This window comes from Prolixibacteraceae bacterium, assembly GCA_019856515.1.
GTDB lineage: Bacteria > Bacteroidota > Bacteroidia > Bacteroidales > Prolixibacteraceae > Halosquirtibacter > Halosquirtibacter xylanolyticus.
Map to the genome: position 1 here is coordinate 159,652 of CP082230.1, position 22,499 is coordinate 182,150.

At 36.3% G+C, this 22,499-nt stretch carries 12 protein-coding genes; 4 read left to right on the plus strand and 8 right to left on the minus strand.

The window, feature by feature from the left end; genetic code table 11:
* Positions 1-315: 315 nt before the first annotated feature.
* On the minus strand, positions 316-4,005 hold the full coding sequence (gene purL, locus K5X82_00545) for a phosphoribosylformylglycinamidine synthase (protein ID QZT37397.1): 3,690 nt from the start codon (positions 4,003-4,005) through the stop codon (positions 316-318).
* A gap of 651 nt (positions 4,006-4,656) precedes the next feature.
* Between purL and K5X82_00550 the strand changes: the two genes are divergently transcribed.
* From K5X82_00550 to K5X82_00560, 3 genes are all read left to right on the plus strand, one after another.
* Positions 4,657-6,075, plus strand: a complete 1,419-nt coding sequence (locus tag K5X82_00550) for a leucine-rich repeat domain-containing protein (GenBank protein QZT37398.1) — start codon at positions 4,657-4,659, stop codon at positions 6,073-6,075.
* 305 nt (positions 6,076-6,380) lie between these two features.
* Entirely contained in the window at positions 6,381-7,667 is a 1,287-nt protein-coding gene (locus tag K5X82_00555; GenBank protein ID QZT37399.1) for a DUF2157 domain-containing protein, read from the plus strand.
* A 2-nt stretch (positions 7,668-7,669) separates the two neighbouring features.
* Positions 7,670-8,242, plus strand: coding sequence for a GDYXXLXY domain-containing protein (locus tag K5X82_00560; GenBank protein ID QZT37400.1), 573 nt, complete (start codon positions 7,670-7,672; stop codon positions 8,240-8,242).
* A 130-nt stretch (positions 8,243-8,372) separates the two neighbouring features.
* On the opposite strand, the gene K5X82_00565 is transcribed toward K5X82_00560, so the two are convergent.
* From K5X82_00565 to sulP, 4 genes are all read right to left on the minus strand, one after another.
* The gene (locus K5X82_00565) at positions 8,373-9,662 is read right to left on the minus strand and encodes a hypothetical protein (protein QZT37401.1); all 1,290 of its coding nucleotides are present in this window, start codon (positions 9,660-9,662) and stop codon (positions 8,373-8,375) included.
* A 94-nt stretch (positions 9,663-9,756) separates the two neighbouring features.
* Positions 9,757-10,869, minus strand: coding sequence for a hypothetical protein (locus K5X82_00570; protein ID QZT37402.1), 1,113 nt, complete (start codon positions 10,867-10,869; stop codon positions 9,757-9,759).
* Between the two features lie 172 nt (positions 10,870-11,041).
* A complete protein-coding gene (locus K5X82_00575) occupies positions 11,042-12,151 on the minus strand; it encodes an SPFH domain-containing protein (GenBank protein ID QZT37403.1) in 1,110 nt (369 codons plus the stop codon).
* 235 nt (positions 12,152-12,386) lie between these two features.
* Positions 12,387-13,997, minus strand: coding sequence for a sulfate permease (gene sulP, locus K5X82_00580; protein QZT37404.1), 1,611 nt, complete (start codon positions 13,995-13,997; stop codon positions 12,387-12,389).
* A gap of 1,164 nt (positions 13,998-15,161) precedes the next feature.
* Here sulP and K5X82_00585 point away from each other — a divergent pair.
* A complete protein-coding gene (locus tag K5X82_00585) occupies positions 15,162-15,401 on the plus strand; it encodes a hypothetical protein (GenBank protein ID QZT37405.1) in 240 nt (79 codons plus the stop codon).
* A 697-nt stretch (positions 15,402-16,098) separates the two neighbouring features.
* Here K5X82_00585 and K5X82_00590 read toward each other — a convergent pair.
* The 3 genes from K5X82_00590 to K5X82_00600 are packed head-to-tail and all read right to left on the minus strand — an operon-like array spanning position 16,099 to position 22,487.
* Positions 16,099-16,761 (minus strand): hypothetical protein, encoded by a 663-nt coding sequence (locus K5X82_00590; GenBank protein QZT37406.1) that lies wholly within the window; start codon positions 16,759-16,761, stop codon positions 16,099-16,101.
* On the minus strand, positions 16,758-19,646 hold the full coding sequence (locus K5X82_00595) for a hypothetical protein (GenBank protein ID QZT37407.1): 2,889 nt from the start codon (positions 19,644-19,646) through the stop codon (positions 16,758-16,760). Before K5X82_00595 ends, K5X82_00590 begins: the two co-directional genes overlap by 4 nt.
* Positions 19,647-19,682: 36 nt before the next feature.
* On the minus strand, positions 19,683-22,487 hold the full coding sequence (locus tag K5X82_00600; GenBank protein QZT37408.1) for a hypothetical protein: 2,805 nt from the start codon (positions 22,485-22,487) through the stop codon (positions 19,683-19,685).
* Positions 22,488-22,499 lie beyond the last annotated feature (12 nt).

Sequence of the window (22,499 nt, forward strand, 5' to 3'; positions counted from 1 at the left end):
TTTTATATGCTACAAAGCTACGGGGGATAGCAGAATAAGTAAATCCCTAAAAGTTGGGATTCTATAAAATAGCGAATGAGAGGATGTTTTATAGTGGCAAATAAGTGTTGTTTAGAATCGTTCTGCCCACAAAGAGAAATGTTAATGACTGTTTTGTGCTGTTATATAGTGTATAGTAAGATGAGGGGGGAGGGAGGAGTGGAGGTCTATTCTAAATAAACAAAAAGTGGAGGGGGAAGGTGATCGGAAGAATTAAGGATAAGCTAACATAAAAAGAATAATGCTATCCCCATAAAAGAGGATAGCATTGCCCTTTTAGATTTGTTTCTGAATCCATTGTCGAGCATTTACAAAGGCTTCCAACCATGGAGTGATCGTATCATTATTGCGATCAGAAGGGAAATGTCCCCACTGCCATGGATAGACTGATCTTTCTAAGTGTGGCATCATTGCCAAATGACGACCATCTTTAGAAACGATTGCTGCAGTATCAAAATCCGATCCATTCGGATTGGCAGGATATGCATGGTAATTATATTTCATTGCAATGCCAGATGGTTGTTCTTTGCTAGAGAAGACAAATTTACCCTCCCCATGTGCAATCCAAACTCCAAGAGACATTCCTTGTAAACTTTTAAGCATAATAGAGTCTGTATCTGATGGAATGGTGACCCCAACAAAGTTAGATTCAAATTTATGAGAATCATTATGCTCCATTTTGACGTCTAAGTTGACATCATTAGATGATATTAAATCTAAAGCAACCATCAATTGACATCCATTACAAACACCTAAACTCATTGTATTTTGACGTGCATAGAAGCGTTGTAATGCTTGTTGGGCTTTCGGATTATATTTAAAAGCACCTGCCCACCCTTTGGCTGAACCAAGTACATCTGAATTGGAGAATCCACCACAGAAAACAATAAAGTGGATGTCTTCCAAAGTCTCTCTTCCTGAGATAAGGTCTGTCATATGAACATCTTTCACATCAAAACCTGCAAGATGTAAACTCCAAGCCATCTCTCTCTCTCCATTAACTCCTTTTTCACGTATAATAGCCGCTTTAAGACCACTTCTCTCTCTTCGACTAGGTGTAATGCCTAATTTAGATAAAGATGCGTTAAACGTTTTGAAATCAAAGGCAAGAGGCTGTTCAGCATAGTTTCCAAATCGAGCGGTTGCAAGTGTTTCGCCACTCTGCATTTTATCTAGTTCATAAGATGGGCGATACCAAACATCTCTCAAATAGTCAATATCTAAAGTCAGTTGTTCCTCTTTATGTGATAGAGTGAGCATTCTCTCTTTGGAAGGAGATCCTAAAGATGTATATTTTAGACCCAAAGCTTTAGCACGTGTTTCAAAAACATTGGTGTCATTCGCTTGAACCACTGCTGCTGGGTTCTCCGAAAATAGAATATGAGCCCAATCTTTATCGCTAATGCCGTCTAACGATAAGTTTAGTCCTCCCTTTGTGTTGGCAAAGCAAAGTTCCAATAGACTTGTGATTAATCCACCAGATCCAACATCGTGTCCTGCGGCAACCAATCCTTCTAGAATAAGTTGTTGTAACGACTCAAACTGTTTGGCAAAGAACGATGCATCACTTACTGTTGGTACATCTACGCCTAGTTTGCTGTTAATCTGAGCAAAGGCTGAACCACCTAGAGCCAATTCACTGTTTGAAAAGTCGACATAGTAAATCGCCTTACACTCATCGTTAACGACAACAGGTTCAACAATTTTCTTTACATCTTTTACTTCACCTGATGCTGAGATGATTACTGTGCCAGGAGCGTATACCACATCATCTTTGTACTTCTGTGTCATCGATAGCGAATCTTTTCCTGTTGGAATATTGATCCCTAATCCACAAGCAAATTCACTAGCTGCTTCCACTGCTTCATATAGACGAGCATTCTCTCCTCTGTTTTTTGCAGGCCACATCCAGTTTGCACTCAACGAAACACCTTTAATACCATGAGTCATTGGTGCCCATACCAAATTGGTCAGAGACTCTGCAATAGAGAGAATTGATCCCTTGGCAGCATCAATAAGTGCTGCACTCGATGCATGCCCTAATGATGTTGCAATCCCTCTCTCTCCTTGAAAATCTTGTGCGATAGCCCCAAGGTTATTTAATGGAAGCTGGATCTCACCAGCACATTGTTGTTTGGCAATCTTTCCTGTAACTGAACGGTCTACTTTATTGGTCAACCAATCTTTACAAGCAACACTCTCTAGGGATAATACCTCCTCTATATAGCTTGTGATCTCTTTATTGTCGTATGTCACTGGCGCAAATTTACGCTGCGATGTTTTATCCGTCAATACGGTTTTAGGAGAGCTTCCAAAGAAGTGTTTTAATGCCAGATCAATTGGTGCTTTTCCTGCTTTTTTACTCTCAAAGACAAAACGATCATCTCCAGTTGTCTCTCCAATTTCATAAAGTGGTGTGCGTTCTCTTTTAGCAATACGTTCAATCTTCTCTAGATTCTCTTTTGAAGTAACAAAGCCAATACGTTCTTGCGACTCATTACCACAGATCTCTTTTAGCGAAAGGGTAGGGTCTCCAACAGGAAGGTTGTCCATGTCGATACGTCCTCCAGTCTCTTCTACTAATTCTGAAAGACAGTTTAAATGTCCTCCAGCACCATGATCATGCACTGTCGAGATCGGATTGTTCTCCTCCTCTGCCAAAGCTCGGATCGTATTATAAGTACGTTTCTGCATCTCTGGGTTGGCTCTCTGAACGGCATTCAATTCGATCGACGAAGAGAAATTACCTGTATCTACAGACGAGACTGCGCCACCGCCCATACCTATACGATAGTTGTCTCCTCCGATTAACACGACTGCATCTCCTTTGTTAGGAGTATCTTTCAATGCATCTTTCTTGTTGGCCAATCCGATTCCTCCAGCGAGCATAATTACCTTATCGTAACCAAACTTCTGATCTTGCTCGAAATGCTCGAAAGTCATTAAAGACCCATTAATCAGAGGTTGTCCAAATTTATTACCAAAATCACTAGCTCCATTGGAGGCTTTGATTAGTATCTCCTCTGGTGTTTGATATAACCATGGGCGAGGAGCTTTATCTTCTTCCCATCGTTTCCCTTCACTGTTGCGTGGATAGGAAGTCATATAAACGGCTGTTCCTGCAATGGGTAGTGAACCTTTACCTCCTGCAATACGGTCTCGAATCTCTCCTCCCGTTCCTGTTGCAGCTCCATTAAAAGGCTCAACAGTTGTTGGGAAGTTATGCGTCTCTGCTTTCAATGAAAGTACCGTGTCGATATCTCTAATCTGATAATAATCTGGACCATCATGTGTAATCGGTGCAAACTGTTCAACTTGGCTACCTTCGGTAAAAGAACAGTTATCTTTATATGCCGATACAATTGTATTTGGATGTTCTTTCGAAGTCTTTTTAATCAGTTGAAATAGGGTAGAAGGCTTCTCTTCTCCATCAATAATAAACGTCCCATTAAATATTTTATGACGACAGTGTTCCGAATTCACTTGAGCAAAACCGTAAACCTCACTATCGGTAAGTGGACGCTCAATCTCTTTGGAAAGCCCTCTTAAATATTCTATCTCTTCTGAACTAAGAGCCAATCCCTCTTTTTCGTTATATGCTTCAATATCTTCAATATATTGAATGGGATCAGGTGTTTTGTCTATGGTGAACAGTTGCTGGTCAAGTTGGGTGTACTTTCTCTGCAACATAGGGTCAAATGTGGGGTCACTGTTCTCTACTTGAAAGAACTCCTCTACTCGACGAATCCCATTGATCCCCATATTTTGGGTAATTTCCACCGCATTCGTACTCCAAGGTGTGATCATCTCTTTTCTGGGACCAATAAAAGTCCCTTTCATGGTGGCTTCTTTTAGAAGTTGGGCGTCTCCAAAAAGCCAAGTGAGTTTTTCAATCGTATCAGACGTTAGCTGTTGGAAACTGTCCACTGCTAAGATACTCTGACTTCCTTCGAAAAATAGAATCATTTTTGGGTCAATTTTTATATTGTAATTAGAAACTTACATATGGTAAAAATGCTCCTTCGTCATCTTTTAATTAAAGATACGAAGATTTTATGGTAATGGTTTTGATAGGTGCAAATATATGATTCTGTTTTTCTCAGAAATCCAAAAACCTCCTTACCATACAGGAAAACTGTAGTTGATAATATATACTTAATAATCGCATAGAGTAAAGTGTCGAAACATGACTTTTCTCAATAAATATTGAAGTAAGCTTGTTCGATATCGATGTTGAGATGGACTTAAATTTAGACTCTGCTATAAAATTCCATTTATCTATATCAAGAGTTTTGTTCGATGGGATGAAATATATGAAAGATCAAAGGTTGTTAGGCGGTCTATTTAATTAACACATATTTAATGTTTTAAAATGGGTGATTATGATAAATATCTGTTATTGTTGTACGTTTGATTCTTTCCTCTTAGAAGTCGATGTTTAATACTTATTGTTTTCTAATTCTGACTTAAAGTAACGTATGTTATTTAATGACATGAGTGTTGTTAATTGAAAGACATATCTATTCAATCCATATTATTATTAATGAACTCATCATAATCATAATGGGTTGAATTTTATTGTTGGGATTATTAGTCTTAAATATATAAATCAAGAGTATGAAACAACTATTTTTATTTATTGCCTTATTTCTCTCCTTGCAGAGTAAAAGTCAGGATCTCCTGAATTTACCTGCATCACAATCTTTATGGGATATTAGTGAGGTGACCATTGATGGTGTGAAAGGGATTAGTTTAAACAGATATCTGGGGGATGCTTCTGTTAATGGTTTGAAAATCACTATTCCTTCATCTATCGGTAGCAAAAGTGTAATCGCATTATGCTACATTAAGCCTGAGGATGAAAGTAAATGGATTCCATTAATTGGTAATGTAAAAGGACTACATGGGCTTTTTAATCAATATTTTGATGCCCCAAATAGAACTCTTGTCGAAGTAAATGCTGAAAACACACCGCTGTTATATGTTGGTCCATTGGCTTTAGCTCATTGTGTGCATGAAGATATCTCAATAACTTTGCCTCATAGTATGAAATATATTCGATTTAATGCATTTGAAAGAGCTGGCTTTAAGGAGTTTATATTTCCTATATCACTTGTCTATTTAGGGAAGAATGCATTTACATCGTCGTCTTTAAAACAGACCACAAGCCTACCTATTGCTGTAACAAATATTTTTGCTGAAACATTCTCTTCTTCTATTGAAGGAGATATAGAGAAATATGTTCATTCAAAAGTTTCGTATATTGGACCTTTTGCCTTTTCTGATTGTGATAAGTTAACTGGACATTTGAGCTTATCTGACGAGATGAATGTAATCGAAGAGTTCGCTTTTTCAAGTTGTAGTAGTATAGAACAAGGAACGGATATGCCATCAAATCTTACAATAATCAAAAGAAATGCTTTTGCTAATAGCTCTGCATATAAAAAAGATTTGGTCTTTTCAGAGGGACTTGTTGAAATACAAGAAAATGCATTTGGTGAGCATCCATTTATGGGATTTATATATAATGGAAAGCAGATTGAGTCGATCACATTACCAAAATCTATAACAACCATTGGGGTGGATGCCTTTAAAAGGTCTACTTCAACTACTAAATTCATTCGTGTACTCTCTTCAACTCCACCAACGGTTGGTAATAAACGAGCATTTGATGCTGCTGCTTATGAAAATACACAACTGTTAGTTCCTGTTGGGGCGCTGAATAACTATAAATCTGCTGCTATCTGGAAAGAGTTCAAGAGTATCTCGGAAGATGATGGCACGATTAAGCTTTCAAGTAATTCGAAAAAGAGAGATGAAGTCTATAATATTACGAACTATGGGAGAATCATCAATTTCAAACAACCTTTTAATGTAAAATCGGTGCTGCTATACGATATTAAAGGAACAATGCTGTCTAAGTTAAATCATATTGATTCTCAATGGGAGTTGCCTTTAAGTATCCATGGTGTTGTTATGATGACCGTTGAAATGGTTGATGGGTCGATATTAAAGGAGAAGATTATGTTGAAATAAAGAATTTTATCATCCAATATCTGCTTGCAGATTGTGATGTTTAAGGGTGCTGTGTGTGAAAGCTCATAAGTGCCCTTTTTTATATTATGGGTAGAAGGAAATCCGTTGTGGAGTCTTGTTTCTTGTCAACGAGTAAACAAGATGAGATTTGTAATATGGTTGTAATTGTGCGATCAGTGACATCGTGTACTTTCCATTTTTCTATTGACTTTTTACGAAAATAGTGGTGTAAGTGGATCATTTTTTAATGAAAATACTTACTTTACACTATAAACTAATGAATCGGATGAAAATTAGATAAACTTATGATTACAACCAAACAACTGAAAGAGTTGATCGAAGCGGAGGTCATCGATGATGTCACCGCAATGAAAATCACCGCTTTCTATAAAGAGAAATCAGGCGGGGCTAACCGTCGTCTTGCGGTGATATTTAGCATTCTTGGTGCCCTGCTTATTGGTTTAGGTGTTATCGAAATTATTGCCCATAACTGGGATTCCTTTAGTCGTTTAACTAAAGGGATATTCTCGATGTCACCGTTGATTATTGGTCAATTTATCTGTGGAATAACCCTATTCCAAAAGAAAAAATTATCCATATGGCATGAAGCGGCAGCCTCTTTTCTCGTGATGGCTATAGGAGCAAGTATTTCATTGATCAGTCAAACATATCATATGGATGGAGAGATGTCCTCCTTTATGATCTCATGGATCATTCCAATCTTACCTGTAATCTATCTTATGCGATCTTCAATGGCAACTGCCTTCTATGTAATAGGTGCTGCCATCTATGCAGGATCGTTAGGCCCTAAAAGTGATCCACTTCTATTCTTATTAAGTTATGGTGGACTGCTTTTACCTATGTTACCTTATTATATATCATTGATAAAAAGAGCTCCCAGTGGTGCTATGACCACACTTCTTCATTGGGTTGTAGTCTTAACAACTTCTTTGGTTGTTCTAACTGCATTTAAAGATGCAGAGGTGGTTTGGATAGTACCTCTATACTTATCCGTTTTCATTACCTTATATCTCATTGGAATAGGAGGCTTTGCCAAAACATTAAGTGCCAAATATTCCGCATATAGTATGGTTGGTTCGTTGGGAGCACTATCAGTTCTCTTTACACTCTCGAATGACCATTATTGGCGTAAATTATCTAGTGCATCCTTCTCATTAAGTGATATGATTATGCAGCCGTCTATTTGGTGCACAATCGTATGTGTTGTGGTATCTGCCGTACTTCTTTATCGTGTTATCAAGTTACAGAAACGCAGGTGGTCATTATCACCTTTGGTTTACAGTATATTATTATATATTCCCGTTTTTCTGATAAGTGTTTATCTGCCAGTCGGAAAGTTGTTTACAAATATATTGCTTTTGTTTATTGGCATCTACTATATCTTGGATGGCTATAAAAAGAATCTATGGCAATCTACTAATTTAGGTCTTCTTATTCTTTTTGTGTGGACCCAATTTCGACTATTTGACATGAAAATGGACTTCGTCGTAAAAGGCATCCTCTTTATCTTGCTTGGGGGCTGTTTTATAGGTGCAAACATTTGGATATTAATGCGTAAAAGAGTCAAGTAGTTATGAAAAATATAAAATATATCTTCCCACTGTTTATCGTAATGGTCCTGATTCAATGGTTTATTCCAATGAAAATGGTCTGGGATAATGAAGCCATTTTACGAAATGGAAATGTATATAAGTTTAAGACGGCTCCTGTTGATCCAACGGATATCTTTAGAGGTAAATATGTTCACCTCTCATTTGATGTCGAAACATTAAAGGTACAAAATGCAAAGGCATTCAGATATGGAGATAAGGTGTTCCTTACGATTGTAAAGAATCAAAACGGTTATGCTTCCATAAAAAGAGTTTCAACTGATGTTCCCAATGACGATTATGACTACATAAAAGCAGAGATCAACTATGTAAAAGCAGAAAAGCAGCAGATTGTGGTGAGATTCCCTTTTGAACGTTTTTATATGGAAGAGTCATTGGCGTTACCTGCAGAAAAAGCACACCGTAAGTCGATGAAACGTTCCAATAGTAAAACGTATGCGATCGTAAAAGTTCTTGATGGAAATAGTTTGGTTGAAGAGGTTATGATCGATGATAAGCCCATTCGTGATGTTGCGCTGGAGAGTGTCGAGAAATAATAAATCTTATTATAATGGACCAATGAAGGCAATGACCAACATGTAATCAAGCAGATAATAACCAAGTTTTTATCTGCTTGATTTGTAATGGACAATGGATTTAAATGTGTTGAATCACAATAAAGTGAAATTATTCCACACGAATATTATTTATTTTATTGATGTTAATATCGTCTAATGTTCCTGTTAAGGAGTTTGGTTCTCCTTTTAAATCATATTTCTTATTCCCAATCGTAACGAGAATACCAATTTCCTTATTTCCCAAAACATCAAATCTTTCATAGACTTGATAAATAATATCTCCATTATAAAAAGTTAGAGTTTCATGGTCTTGATTTATTTCGAATTCAATATTGTCAGAATCAACGTGATACGGATATGAAAACTCCACCAATCTATTTGGTTTTAAGAATGTGTAGATTAAATTGGAATTATATTCGATGAGTTTTACCTCTTTCTGATTCTTCGAAATTTTGAAAGACATAATCTCTGAAATATTTTTATTATTGCTAATAACCTTTGAAAGAGACCCATCAACTTGTTCAAAGTTCGATCCATTGAAAACGAAACTATATCTACAAGTGTAATTAAAAATAGAACCATTAGATTCAGTCCATCCGGGTTTTGTCTTTTTGTTCTTATAGCAATGACAACTTGAATCCATGTCGTCAAGATGATAACTTACGTCAATCTCTTTTGTTTCAGGGTTATATGAGACACCTCCTTCCCAGGATCTACTCTCTTTTGAGTGAATAAACTCCTCTTTAAATATGCCATCTTGGTATGAAATTAATCTTGCTGATGTACTAAAACACATCGAACAAAAACGAACCATATTGGTTAATACATATTTCACTCCCTCTTTTGTGTTTAGTGTGTAGATATCAGAGTATCCATCAGAACAGAAAAAGGATTGAAACTTCTCTTCTTGAACTGGATTGGCAGCTTTAAAGTCTGTGTAATACATAATGGATAGCCTCGAACGATATGATCCTCCGGTTTTTTCATCGATAGAAAAATTGAAAAGTTTTTTGTCATCAGAGATGACAATTGAAATCTCGTCAGAAGTTAATAGCTTACGAATATTACTATGAAGAAAATCAGAATGATGTGTTATCTGTTTTATTCGTTTTACTATCTTTCTTTGAATAAATCCGATAACATACCAATTGCTAATTGAATCATTGTTCTCAGATAAATCAATGCTGTTATTTTTGCTAGCAGATGAAATTAAGTCATTTTCTTCCTTTTGCGTTAGCTCTAAATCTGAAATATTCAGAAGTTCATTGTTAAAGGGATAGAGATCAGTGTAAATATATAAAAGATGATTGGTTTCATTAATCAGTTTTGAATATGATTCTTCACCTTGTCCTCTTGTTAATAATGGGAGTAATAATAAAATAAATAATGCTCTCTTCATGTGATGATACCTTTTACCTTTTCAAATTTATTAATCATCGAATATCCCTCATAGACTTGTGTTGAGGTTCAAAATATTACGCTTGTTCTCGATATTAGCCGTTATAGTATCTAATTACAAATATGATGGCTGTTATTATTGATACAATTGCTAATACTGTCAAGGCTATTTTAATCCAACTATATGGTCTTCGACCTTGTACCTCACCAGTTCTCCCATTAACGAGAAATTGATATAACTCGCCTTTAAATCGATAAGCACATACAAATACTGGTAATAATAAATGTTTAAATGCAATGTCGTTATAGTCTGTTTCCATCGACGTAATTCGTTGCTCATCACCACCTATGTCAGTTCTTATCATATCTCTGATCTCTGACTCAGCAGTCTCTTGTGCCATCTTAAATCCTTCCGTTATCTCGATTTGGTATTTCTCAGTGATGTATCCACTCAAATAACTTTTATCAAACGGAACTAAATTTTCTAGATCCCATGGCTCAAGTTTGTTAATATACTTCTCAGGTAACGATGTGGTTGCGACTGTTAAAATGTCATCAAAAAAACTATGGATATTTCCAGTAACAGTACTCCATCTCGTTTTTTGGACTTCACGTGTTTCAGTGACCGTCTTGCCATCTTCTGTTTTTGTGTACTCCTCTGTTACATAATAATGCACACCTCGTTGTCCAATGTATGGAGTGTGGGTGTCCATGTCAAAAGTCCAATATGGAATGTAAACTCCTTTAAAATGGTCAAAACTTAATGCCGCTTTTTTTAAAGCATTTGGAGCAAACCATAACTTATTAATCCATTTTTTGAATTCGTCTGATGCAGCATCTTTGTCTAATTTAAAAGGCAATAATGATTCTGGTAAAAGAATCCTTTCATTTCTAGTCTGCTCAACAATCAATGGTGTTGTACAGTATGGACATAATGTTGATGTAATATTGGGCGAAATCGTAGATGAGGCTCCGCAAGATTCACATTTTACAAAACTTTCATCAAAAACTTCCTTCTGTTCTGATTCATTTGCTAGAAATTTGAGGTAATCGTGCTCTTCAATTTTAGATTCACTCTTAGGAATTTCATTTAAAGCCCCACAATAATCACAAGATAGATGATCTGTTCCAGCTTTGTATTTTAAATCGGCTCCACAATTGGTACAAGCAAAAGTGTTTATATTTAATTCTTCTTGAATTTCTTCCATAATGAATAGGTTAGCCAAATTATATTTAAGAAATAGATTTAAATTATTGCAAATATATATTGCATTTGTAGATGTAAGGAGTGGAGTCATCACCTTAGATCCTATTTTATTACTTTAAAAGTGTAATAAAGTAGGATCTATAAATAACGATGATCTTTATATCTTAGTGGTATTAAAGTCCAGGAATTGGAGGTGGTATACTACTAAATATATTCATTAGTTCTGCTACTTCATTTGCAGCAGTCCAATTGCTCATTCCTTCTCGCCATACCAATACATCTCGGGTAAATTGATTTTGCATAGCCATTTGTTTTAATGTAGTTAGATCAAATGGTCCATTTTGTTGTCCATTAATAACAATGAAGAAAGATAAAGATGGAGGTATTGGTGGTGGTGAAGCCTGATGGGGTTGAGTAGTGGTTTGTTGCTCACCTGAAAAAGCTTGCCCCATTTGATTCGCCATTGCGAATCCCATTCCCATACCCATTCCGGCACCTGCTGTTCCACTGCTGTTCTCTGCTGCTTTCTCCATTGCTTTAGCAGCTTTCATCTGTGCTAATTTATTTAGATCAACAGCATTTAAACGGCTCAATTCAAATATCTCTTTCTTAATTTCGTCTGGCATGGAAACATTTTCTACTAAGAATGTTGTAATCTCAATACCATACTTCTCAAATTCGGGTGCTAATACCTGTTGTACATAGTCGGACAGCTCATTTAGGTTACTAGCAAACGCTTCGATAGGAATATTTGCTTCAGCTGCTGCATCGGAAAATCTAGTGACAATTAAACTTTTAAGTTGTTCTGCAATTTCAGCGGTTGTAAAGTGCCCATCTGTACCTACAATTTCTCTAATAAAGATAGATGCATCTTTTACGCGCACGGTGTATGTGCCAAAGGATCTAATCTCTAGCATGCCAAAGCGAGAATCACTTAAAATCATAGGGTTTTTTGTTCCCCACTTTTGTGCCGTTATATTACGGGTATTTACAAAGTATATTTCAGCTTTAAAGGGGCTGTTAAAACCATATTTCCATCCCTTTAAAGTGGAAAGAATTGGCATATTGGACGTTGTCAATTGATACATTCCAGGTTGAAATACATCCGCCAACTGTCCTTCGTTTATAAGTACAGCCACCTGTCCTTCACGAACTGTAAGTTTAGCTCCGTTCTTAATCTCGTTTTGATAACGCTCAAATCGATAAACCATTGTATCGTTAGAATCATCAAGCCATTCGATGATATCGACAAATTCACCACGTATTTTATCAAAAATTCCCATTGTTAATCTATATGTTAGGGTTAGTTATTGTGTTATTAATTTTCACTATTGATTTTAATAAGTAATTGACAAGTTACTTATTAAAAATGAAATCATGTGATGTAAAACTAAGATATTATATTGTAAATAACTATGTTAAATTATAATCTTTATAATAACTACTGCACTTGTTATCAAAGGTTCTTAGTAGAGTAAGATAGATTAAATAAGGATCATATATCATGTGGAATGTTGTTTAAGGTAGATTCTCTAGTGCTTTGTCAAATTGATCATATATCTTCTTGGATTCCACTCCCATTGCCATTAAGGTCTGTTTAACTGAAGGATTTACTCCTGTTACTATATAGCTTATTTTCTTGGCATTCAGTTCATCTAGTGAATCTTTTAGGTGATGTGCTCCGGTAGCATCAATAAAGGGTACATGTCGCATTCTAAGAATAAGAACCTTCGTCTCAGGAAGGACCTCTTTTAATATATTACAGTAGTTTCTAGCCGAACCAAAAAAGAAAGGTCCACTAATTTCATAAGCTTTAATTCCTTTAGGCAGTGTCTCATCATTGTCTAGAACATCTTGATCTACCTCCTCTTGTAGGCCTACATGATCTGCCATCCTTTTCATGAAAAGTAGTGCTGCCAAAACCATTCCAACCTCAATGGCAACGGTTAAATCAACCAAAACGGTTAAGAAAAAAGTAGCTAATAGTACCACTATATCAAAAAAGGATGTACTTAAAATCCCCTTAAATGATCGCCATTCGCTCATATTATAAGAGACAACAATTAATATGCCTGCCAATGATGACATTGGGATCCACTTGACCCATGGACCAAAGAATAGCATAATCAGAAGTAGGGTGAATGCATGGGCAATTCCAGCAATCGGAGTACGTCCTCCATTTTTAACATTGGTTGCGGTTCTAGCAATTGCTCCCGTGGCAGGTATTCCACCAAAGAAAGGAGTAATAATATTCGCAATTCCTTGTCCAATAAGCTCTGTGTTTGAGCGGTGGTTACCTCCAATCATTCCATCAGAAACGACTGCAGAGAGCAAGGATTCTATTGCTCCAAGAAGTGCGATTGTAATAGCTGGCTCGATATAGTGAGGAAGTGCACTCCAGCTGAAAGAGGGGATGTGCATCTCAATAGTGCTTGGGATGGAGCCATAAACTGTCTCGATGGTTGTCACAGGAAGGCTTAATGTTTTTACTGCGATTGTCGATAAAATAATTGCAATAAATGAACCTGGTACCTTGGGAATCCACTTTGAACTATAAATGGTGATTAGAATGGTAAATAGAGTAATACCTATGGCATAAAAGTTGGCTGTATCAAGATGTGAAAAATAGAATCCCCATTTCGAAATAAAATCAGATGGTATCCCGTCCACTGTTAGCCCTAGAGCATCTTTAATTTGTGTGGAAAAGATAACCAAAGCAATCCCACTGGTGAACCCTACAACCAAAGGATGTGGAATAAACTTAAGTAATGTTCCAAGTCGGAAAACTCCAAAAAGAATAAGGAATACCCCTGCCATGATGGTTGAGATCATTAACCCTTCGATTCCATACTTCTGAATAATTCCAACTACAATTACAATAAAGGCTCCTGTAGGCCCACCTATTTGTACACGACTGCCTCCAAAAAAAGAGATCATTAAACCTGCTACAACCGCTGTAATTAATCCCTTTTCAGGCGATACACCTGAAGCAACTGCAAATGCAATGGACAAAGGGAGGGCTACTATACCCACAATAACTCCCGCAAGAATATCTTGCGTAAGTGCTTTCTTGTCATATCCCAAACGAAGCGTACTCCATAATTTAGGATAAAAAATATGACTTTTCATATTCGAATGATGTATTTGATATTAGGAATGTTTTTGGTAATGCATATAACACATCTGCAACCCTCATGTCGTGAAAGTCGGTGTGAAAAAATGGTGTAGTAATAATATCAAGAAGAAAATAGAAGATGTTGCTCCTTCTTTATGTATAAATGACTGCTCATGATAATTTTTCTAAAAGCTACGCAAAGGTATATCTTTTAAAATTGTTAAAAAAGATGTGCTGCCAAATAAAAATACTCTACTGATGGTCATCTCTGCCGATACTATTGATCTATTGTTTGTTTCTATCTGTTTTTAACTATTCTAAATTATTAAGATAGTGATTCTGACGAATGTCTATAAAATCCTAAAAAGAAGAATAAATTAATGAGTACAACCTTAAGTAATTTCTCTGAAATGTTTGAAATTATAATTCAAATGTCACAATTTGTATTATTATGATAATAAATCATACTGATTATAGTGGAAAAATAAAAAAAAGGTATATGTTTGTATCCATCTTATCCTAGAGGGGTTTTTGGGGTAAGAGACGCATGTAAATAAACACCATATTATACTGAGACTTTTGGCATATCTGTATGGTGTAATATTTCTATTATCACTTTTCTTTAGACATAGGCATCTATTTTCATCGAGATTATCGGTGGTTTCTTATGATGATCTATATTTAAGTTCATACAAATTTTATTCTCATATATTTTAAGACCATATTTTAATGGCAACTAGGGGATAGTTATGTCATTTTATAAGGATCAAGAGACAAAGAAAATTGTGCATTAAGCACAAAACGAAAAAATACGCTCGTCGTAGTTTTATACATAGATTTTAGGATGGAGAGCTTCGGCTCTCCTCTTTTTTTATACCTCAGTTTGTTTGTGCAAGTTGTAAGAGTAAAGGTCATTTAATTTTAACAGGATAACTTTATTCAGCAACGACTACCTATTCTGAGTTCTTAAAAAAAATACTACTATTGATCTAAGAAATCATTGACTGGATTCATCTTTAAAATAACAAATAGATACGACAACAACCCTCTTTGAAATATATAATATTTTAATGCTACCATCCTGCAAAAGGTATTCATTGAATTCTGATATAATATTATCCTTCTAACATTCTAGATGTATAAAATTTCAGTCAGGTATATGTGATAATTTTTGTGTTATGCTTACTGCTATCGTGATATACAAAGAGATCTCTATTATATCATTATCGCATCCGATGACATCGATACCACCTTACTCTGACCAACATGCTACTTGCTCCTGCCTTTCTCCTGAGATGGCTCGAAGTTCATTCCAAGTTCACTCGAAGTTCATTCATCGATTTTCCATTTTGGGTGAGAGAATTTCGAGTAAACTTGGAATAATACCCAAGAAAAAGCAGGTGATGGTAGCATGTTAGTCAGGAGAGACTGGCAGTAAAGAGTTCTTTATGAATCTCTATTTATCTAAGACGTCATCATCTCGCAGGTTGTATCCTTTAGGATAATATTTCAATGGTTCGTTATCTACTTTAATCTTGAATGTGTTGTCCAATCATAGCACTGTTTTAATGGGCATCTAATCTCTTCTATGTTGCTAGTTTTGGTGAAGGCGATATGTGGCATTGAGAATACAGGAATATCGAGAATGCAAGCGTGTGATTGCAATAGATTCTGTTGCCCAGCTAGAGCTATGTTTTCCTAAGAGGATACATAAAGACCATGAATTACCCCATTAAGGTCGTTCACGGTTCTTATGATAAATTGGATCGGAAAAGTGCTTCTACTTTAGGAAAAAACCGACATCTTAGATAGGGTTTCCTTCGTAGTTTATTGATACTTCAAGGATACTTCATTGATAGTTGCTTCATCAAAAATGTTAAATAGATGAATATTCTATTGTCATGCTATTGGTTTGGAGATGCAAAAGTGTTATGAAACCATAACGATATGTGTTCGTGATATTTTTGAACCCGTTATTATAATAACGGGTTCAAAAAGCTTTGACCTACAATAAACGATGTTCTGTTTATCTTAATTTGATTTGAGAATATAGCGTTGCATTGATGATTTGGTTGCAACGCTATATGGTTACTCACTAAGTTTTGGAAAGTCTCATCAATTTGAACGGATATCAAAATGTTGGAGTACTTGGTTTTCTGTGTTCTGTTGTATCAGTTGTTTGATTTTCTGATTGAAGTAGCCATACTGTTTCTTTGACATGCCTTCAGTATACTCTTTCTTGTTCTCTAAGCTATACATATTCTCAAGAGAGAAGAGGGTACGTGGATAGTCTGTGATACGTATTTTATCTCCTAATAGTTCTGCTCTAAACCAGAAGGCATCTTTATCCTTTATGCTTTGTACTTGAACACGATATAGCTTGCGTTCATTGTATTTTTTTGCTGTCTGTTGTAATTTGGTTTTGTTTTCGGGTAGAATGATTTGTACTTCAATATTGTCTAATAGATAGTATTGGTCTTCTGATTTTCCATCGATGTTTACGGTGAAATGGTTCTTCTGATCTAGCAGTAGATTATTTGAGAACTTAAGAATAAAGTTCATAAAATAACCGTATGCTAGCGTTTCTGCAATGGCTTTCTCTCTTTTCTCTTTGTTGCTTCTGTATTGTATAAATAATACAACCATTAAAATGATGATAGAGCAACAGACCACCGTAGTGGTGGACTGTTTAAACCCTAATGATGTAATAGAGGTGACCGCAACTGTAAGAATCGCAGTGAAGATCTCTTTTAGTGGTAATATTTTGGCAATATTCATCTTTTCTCTTTGTTATGGTTTCTAAAACTCATCTGTAATCCCATGGTACGGACATGTTCCAGCCAATGATAGATCTGCGACTCTTTGTAGATTCGATTTCCTTCTTTGTCTGTCACCTTCTCTAAGGCTCCTGCCATTAGTGCATATTCGTTCTCCAAGGTGGTACTAAACACCCCTTGGTCATCCGTATTGATAGAGACGCATAGTTGGGCACATTCATTGAGCTTCTCTTGATCGTATACCAGTCCCGTATTGAAAAATTCCTTAATGGGATGGTTGTCGTAGCGTCGGAAAGTTCCGATAAGCACATTGGACGATGGATTACACTCAATGGCAATATGTCGACTGGCGATCTCTCTTTGCATTGCTTTTTGGACTGCCGTAATAAGCTGCTTGTAGGTGTGTGATACTTTAAACTGTTTGACCTCTTCACCTCTGCTTCTTACCTGATAGTTAAAGTGGTAGGCGTGGTAGAGGGCATTGACCAAACGGGAGCTACGTTTTACGCCTCCTGTGGGATACATACAGTTCTCTCCCGCTTCATCCCATAGCGAATACATTCGTTTGCGTTGGAAATAGCCTGTGGAGGTGTAGTAATAAGGGTTGTCTCCTCGTAACTTCCACGCTTCAAAATAGAGCGTTGGTGTGATATGGGTCATATGAAATGGTCCATCTTCTTCGGATGCAACAAATTCGTTGTAGTCATTGATCTGATTCTGAAGATTCTCACCTTGTATGCCATTTGCTCCTTTGTGCTGATGCTCGTTGAGAAAATCACCATAGATATCCTGAAAGAGTACATCAAATTCTCGTTCTAGGGAGCCACAGTAGGCTGAAAATTGGGTGAGGTTATACTTGTGGATACGAGAAATTAGCCAAGAATAGTTGTCCAATAGCCAGTGTCGAGGAAGCATAATCACACTGTGTTTACATCGATAGTAGGCTTCGGCATCGATCCCTAAGGCGAGCGCATGACCTATACGATCCCCATTGTCTAGGTTAAGGAATTTGATCGATTCGTCGATGGCTCTTAGCCCATCCGCTATATCATAGAAGTCTTCTCCTGCATGAAATGTGGCAGGGAGTTTCTCTGGAAGCTCCTCAAGAAGGTTGTCGTCGTTGTGTGAAGAGCGGCAGAATTTCAGATAGCGAAAGGTTTGGGCAAAGACTTCAGGACGTGCACTAAACTCTGAAGAGGCGGCATCGATTCCCTGTATCCTTTTTCCCTCCTTTCTGGTACTCCACTTGGTATTCATAAGGGAAAGAGCTTGTACTTTAAGAGTTTTTCTCAATTGGTCATGGCGGCATAAGGCGATATGGGTTGCCGTTTCATATATCGTCTTGGATATTTCTTTCCCTAGTTTTTTAATTGAGCTGTCGGGCTTTTTTATAAAGTGAATATTGTAGAACAACGGACTTTCGTTTTTGTCTTTGAGGTAAGGCAGGTCTTGGTCCAAGCCATTTTTTGCCATAAAATGTTCTACCTCATTGAACTTCTCTAAACAGAGCCGGTCGTTTTTTCGGATGTTAGCACACATTTCGTCAGGGGTGTCTTCTGGTGTTATACGGGCCTCTAAAGATTGGATGGTTTGATTTAAAAGCGTGGTCGAGACAGCCATACTGCATAGTGCAGAACCAAACAGAGGGTAACCATCTAAGAAGTGCCATTTCCTATTTTGATAGGCGGAGAAATTGGCAAACCCGACTTGTTTGTTTTGTTGAATAATTTCGTCTCTGAATTGTTGTTTGATCAATAGATACAGGTAGAGTAGGTCTTCATAGGGTGCAAATGCTGGGGTTTCTGCAGCAACCTTTCGAAAACAGCGATAGAGGAACCACCGTTCCCCTGTCAGTAGTTCGTTGGCACCTCTGTTTTTTGCGACAATCTGATGTCCATAGCAGTAGTCTGGTGTACCAGTAGTATCAGCAATGGTATAGGCGGTGCCATATTGCATTTTCAATGCATCGATCTTTACTTGCAGTTGGGAGAGGCGAGATCGAATTTCCTTTTTGCCTGCCTCCATCCAACTCTGTTCCGTCTGTTTTGAGAAGAGTTCATCTAAGGTCGTTGCTTTTTTATTTTCACTACTCTCTTTTTCGTTTCCGTCTATCTTTTCTGTTTTCGTTTCTCTACATGGATCTCCAGCTGCATCGATAATATCTAGCTCTTTAATCTTATTGAAAAGCATACAGCGAATATAAGCCGCTTTCCAGACCAGTAGTTCTAAATCATTTTTAGAGGTAAAACGTTCGTTTCTAGATTTATGTGTTTTAAATTTATTAAAGGCTTTTGATCTGCCTTCGATATTATTCATCAGGTTGATCCAGCTTAAATCATAATGGTTGGAAGAACCAAAAAGATGGAAGTGGTTCTCTGCAATTCCCTTATTTAAAAGGTTTTTAAGACGTAAGTTATTGGTACTAATGATAGGCGCCCAGTCAAAGTAGTTGCGCTGGTGACGATATCTTAGATCTTCATATGCCGTAAACAGGCATGTAAAGAGATCTTCGCCAAGAAGGAGACTAAGCTCCCTCCAGCGCAACATATGATCAAACTGTATCGTCGGTTTGTTATGTTCTAATGTTAGTACATGGGTACAGAAGCGATATATCAAACCAAATATATGTGCCCTACGTCCTTCATTGCGATCCGACTTGGCCCAATCTTCTTGTACTTTCTGTAGCATTCTTTCCGAATCGTCCATCGAATAACCCGAGATCTCTTCGAACCCTCGATGCGTTATATCTTCATCATAAAGTATCTCTTCAATCAGACGTAATGCTTTCCTATGCGTAATACTATTACTACTATATCGTTTTTTTATTAAGTCTGAAATATCTACTTGCCGAAAGAATAACTGTATGGATGCTCTAAGTGTTTTCATATTGATTATTTATCGTCTAAAACTTGTCACATTCTATTAACGGATTGCAGTTTCCTTAATTTTTGCAGCTCTTCCTGCTTCTATCTTTGCGATATAATTATATTTACTGATGTTAAAAAAATCAATAAAGTTATGTTCGTTAAAGGATCTTATACTAGATTTCTTTGTTAACTGTTGATCCTTATCTAATTCTTTTGTTGCCTCTATATGTTTAATAAAATCCTCTGTAATCCATCCAATTATCTCTTTTGTAGTAGCATCGAGATTGCTTACTCCTTTTAATTTATATAAATATTTATCCTTATTAGAGTCATCTCTAAGAAGTTCTTCAAATCTATTTAATGGGATAATTAGAGAGTTAAAGTGTTTAAGAGGATTACTTTCTTTTTCTGTTTGGCTACGAAGAAGGTGATTTTGCAAGTTGTTAAACGAAGTTAAAATGTTATTTTTTAGATTGGCATTTAAATTTAAATTTTTCAGGTCATTAAGCACTTGAGTTATTAATGATTGGAATGTGTCAAAATCAGACTTGCCTGTTAGAATATTTATTTCTTTGCTAAAAATAGACTCAATTAGGTCGATACTATGGAAAAATATGTTTATGAATTTATTGTCTTTGGTTTGAAGAAGAGGTTTCCATAGGTCAAATAATAGAATAAAAGTATCTGGAGTTATTTGTTTTTGTACATCTTGTAAGGCATAATTTTGAGTGAATGATCTACGATTTTGGGGTCTTGAATTTGATTTTTCTGTGATGCTGTAATTTGGAGGATAGTAGGTGAGAAACGGTTGTAGCTCTTTAGGAATAATTATACTCTTGTCTTCGTTAGAATTAATTTTGAAGTTTGTTGAAGATAAAATATCTACAAGGAATACTGACGAATTATCTCCATTATGATTTTCATCCATCTCTTTTATTAATGGTACAATGCTTTCACCAATCATGGTTTGTGCATCACAAAGCGTATCTTCGTTTATCATCTGTCCGTATAATTCTATGCTGTAGATTAGCTTGATAGCTTGAATCATCTGTTTGGCATGATCAATATAGATGCAGTTTTCCAGTGTATTGATAAAATATAGTACGTCTCTTAAAGAGATATTATCTGATTTATTGTCAGTGTTTAATATCTGCATTAGAAGATCATAATGGCTGTTTTGTCTCTTGTTTTCCTTGATGAACAATATATCTTGAAGGAAATAAGCGCACATATCTCCTTCTATTTTATTCTTTTTACCTGCTGTGTCAATTAAGTAGTTGCGTATATTCTGAATTAAGTGTTTGTTCTTGCATTTTGGGGTGGTGTTAATAAAATTTTCTACTATGTTAACTTGATTTATATGAAGGATTTCAGGAAGATAATTGATTAAAACGTACTCCTTAAACCTTGAAAGGTTTTGATCTGATTCATGGTTTGGTAGGATTCCTGTTAATTGTATTTCAGACAATTGAGGATCTTTGATGACTACTTTTGACAAATTATCTAAGGCACATCGGTATGATTCCAACTCCTTGTCATTGATCTGAATATTCTCCTTCTTTAAGTTCTCTATAATTAATGCTTCTATGTTGCGTTGGGGAACTTCAACTACATTAATTGAATCTGACTTAGAGGCGAGGCTATTTAATAAATAGAGCATTCCTCTCAATCTTCTTAAGGTCTTTGGTATAAGAAAATGTGGTTCTTGGGGAGGAGCAATAAAGATTAATCCCGTGAGTTGGTAAATGGTTTGAAGAATAAATTCTTCGATGCTTATTTCTGTTGAACCATCATCGTCTTTGGGGTTCTTTGGAAGTGGTTCGTGTTTCCAATTAATCAACTGAAGGGCTGTCGTTTTAACAAAAAGTTCGGTTGCATTGAGATGGATTCGACGGTTGTGAGGAATGAGTTTTATTAGATAGTTTACAGCAAACTCTTTTGGATCTTCATATAATCGTTTGGCATCGATCATTGTTTTAAAGCTCGTACGAATATCTTGTTCCTTGACATTGGTCAACTGCTCCATATTGACTGCCATTAGAATGACTACATTGGGAATCATTAGATATTTACGGATCTGTTCTCCCATATCAGTTGCAGCTTTGGTGTTAAGATCGAAATCATCGATAGGAATAACTAATATATCTTGGTGTTTCAATGGATCTCGACTACAACTATTTTTTTTATGGTAGGTGAGGTATTCTTTTACCAACTTTTTAAAATCATCTCTTAAATTTGCCCCCGAAGATAGTTTAGAAAGAGTTTCGAGTGCTTCTCCTTCATAACGTTTGTCTTCTTTGGTGTGGATGGCAGCCAATGATTTATAGACCTTGGAGTAGGCTTCCAAAAGTTTTCTTTTACCCTCTTTTTCGAGGTGTTCATTTTCATGCCTGCCTTGTATTTTTTCTATAGTTTTGGCAAACATCTTTGCTAAAACCACTTCAAAGAGGTTCTCATTGTTCTCAAAAAGAGAGGGGTCGATGGTATCGGTAATATGGAAATGATGTTGCTGTAAAGATCTTGAGTGATGCTGAAATACTTCTTTATCATCTTTATGGATATGCTCTAAGTAAGCTGCAAAGCTTAGCATAGCAGAGGTCTTTCCTGTTCCTCGTTCTCCACAAAATGCGATAATATTATTAAAGTCTTGTTCTTGATAACGGAGATAACTAGGGTATTTCTCTCCACAAGGATTGATGGCTTTGCATTGTTTTTGAATAATCTCTACAGTACAACCTGCTGCAATTCGATATTTGTCGTAGAATATGGATTTGTTTAGTTGTTCCCAACATTCTACTTTGGCATTAAATTGCTCATGAAGGTCTACGACCAATGTATTTTTAAAATTTTGTGTAGTCATAATCGGTGTCGG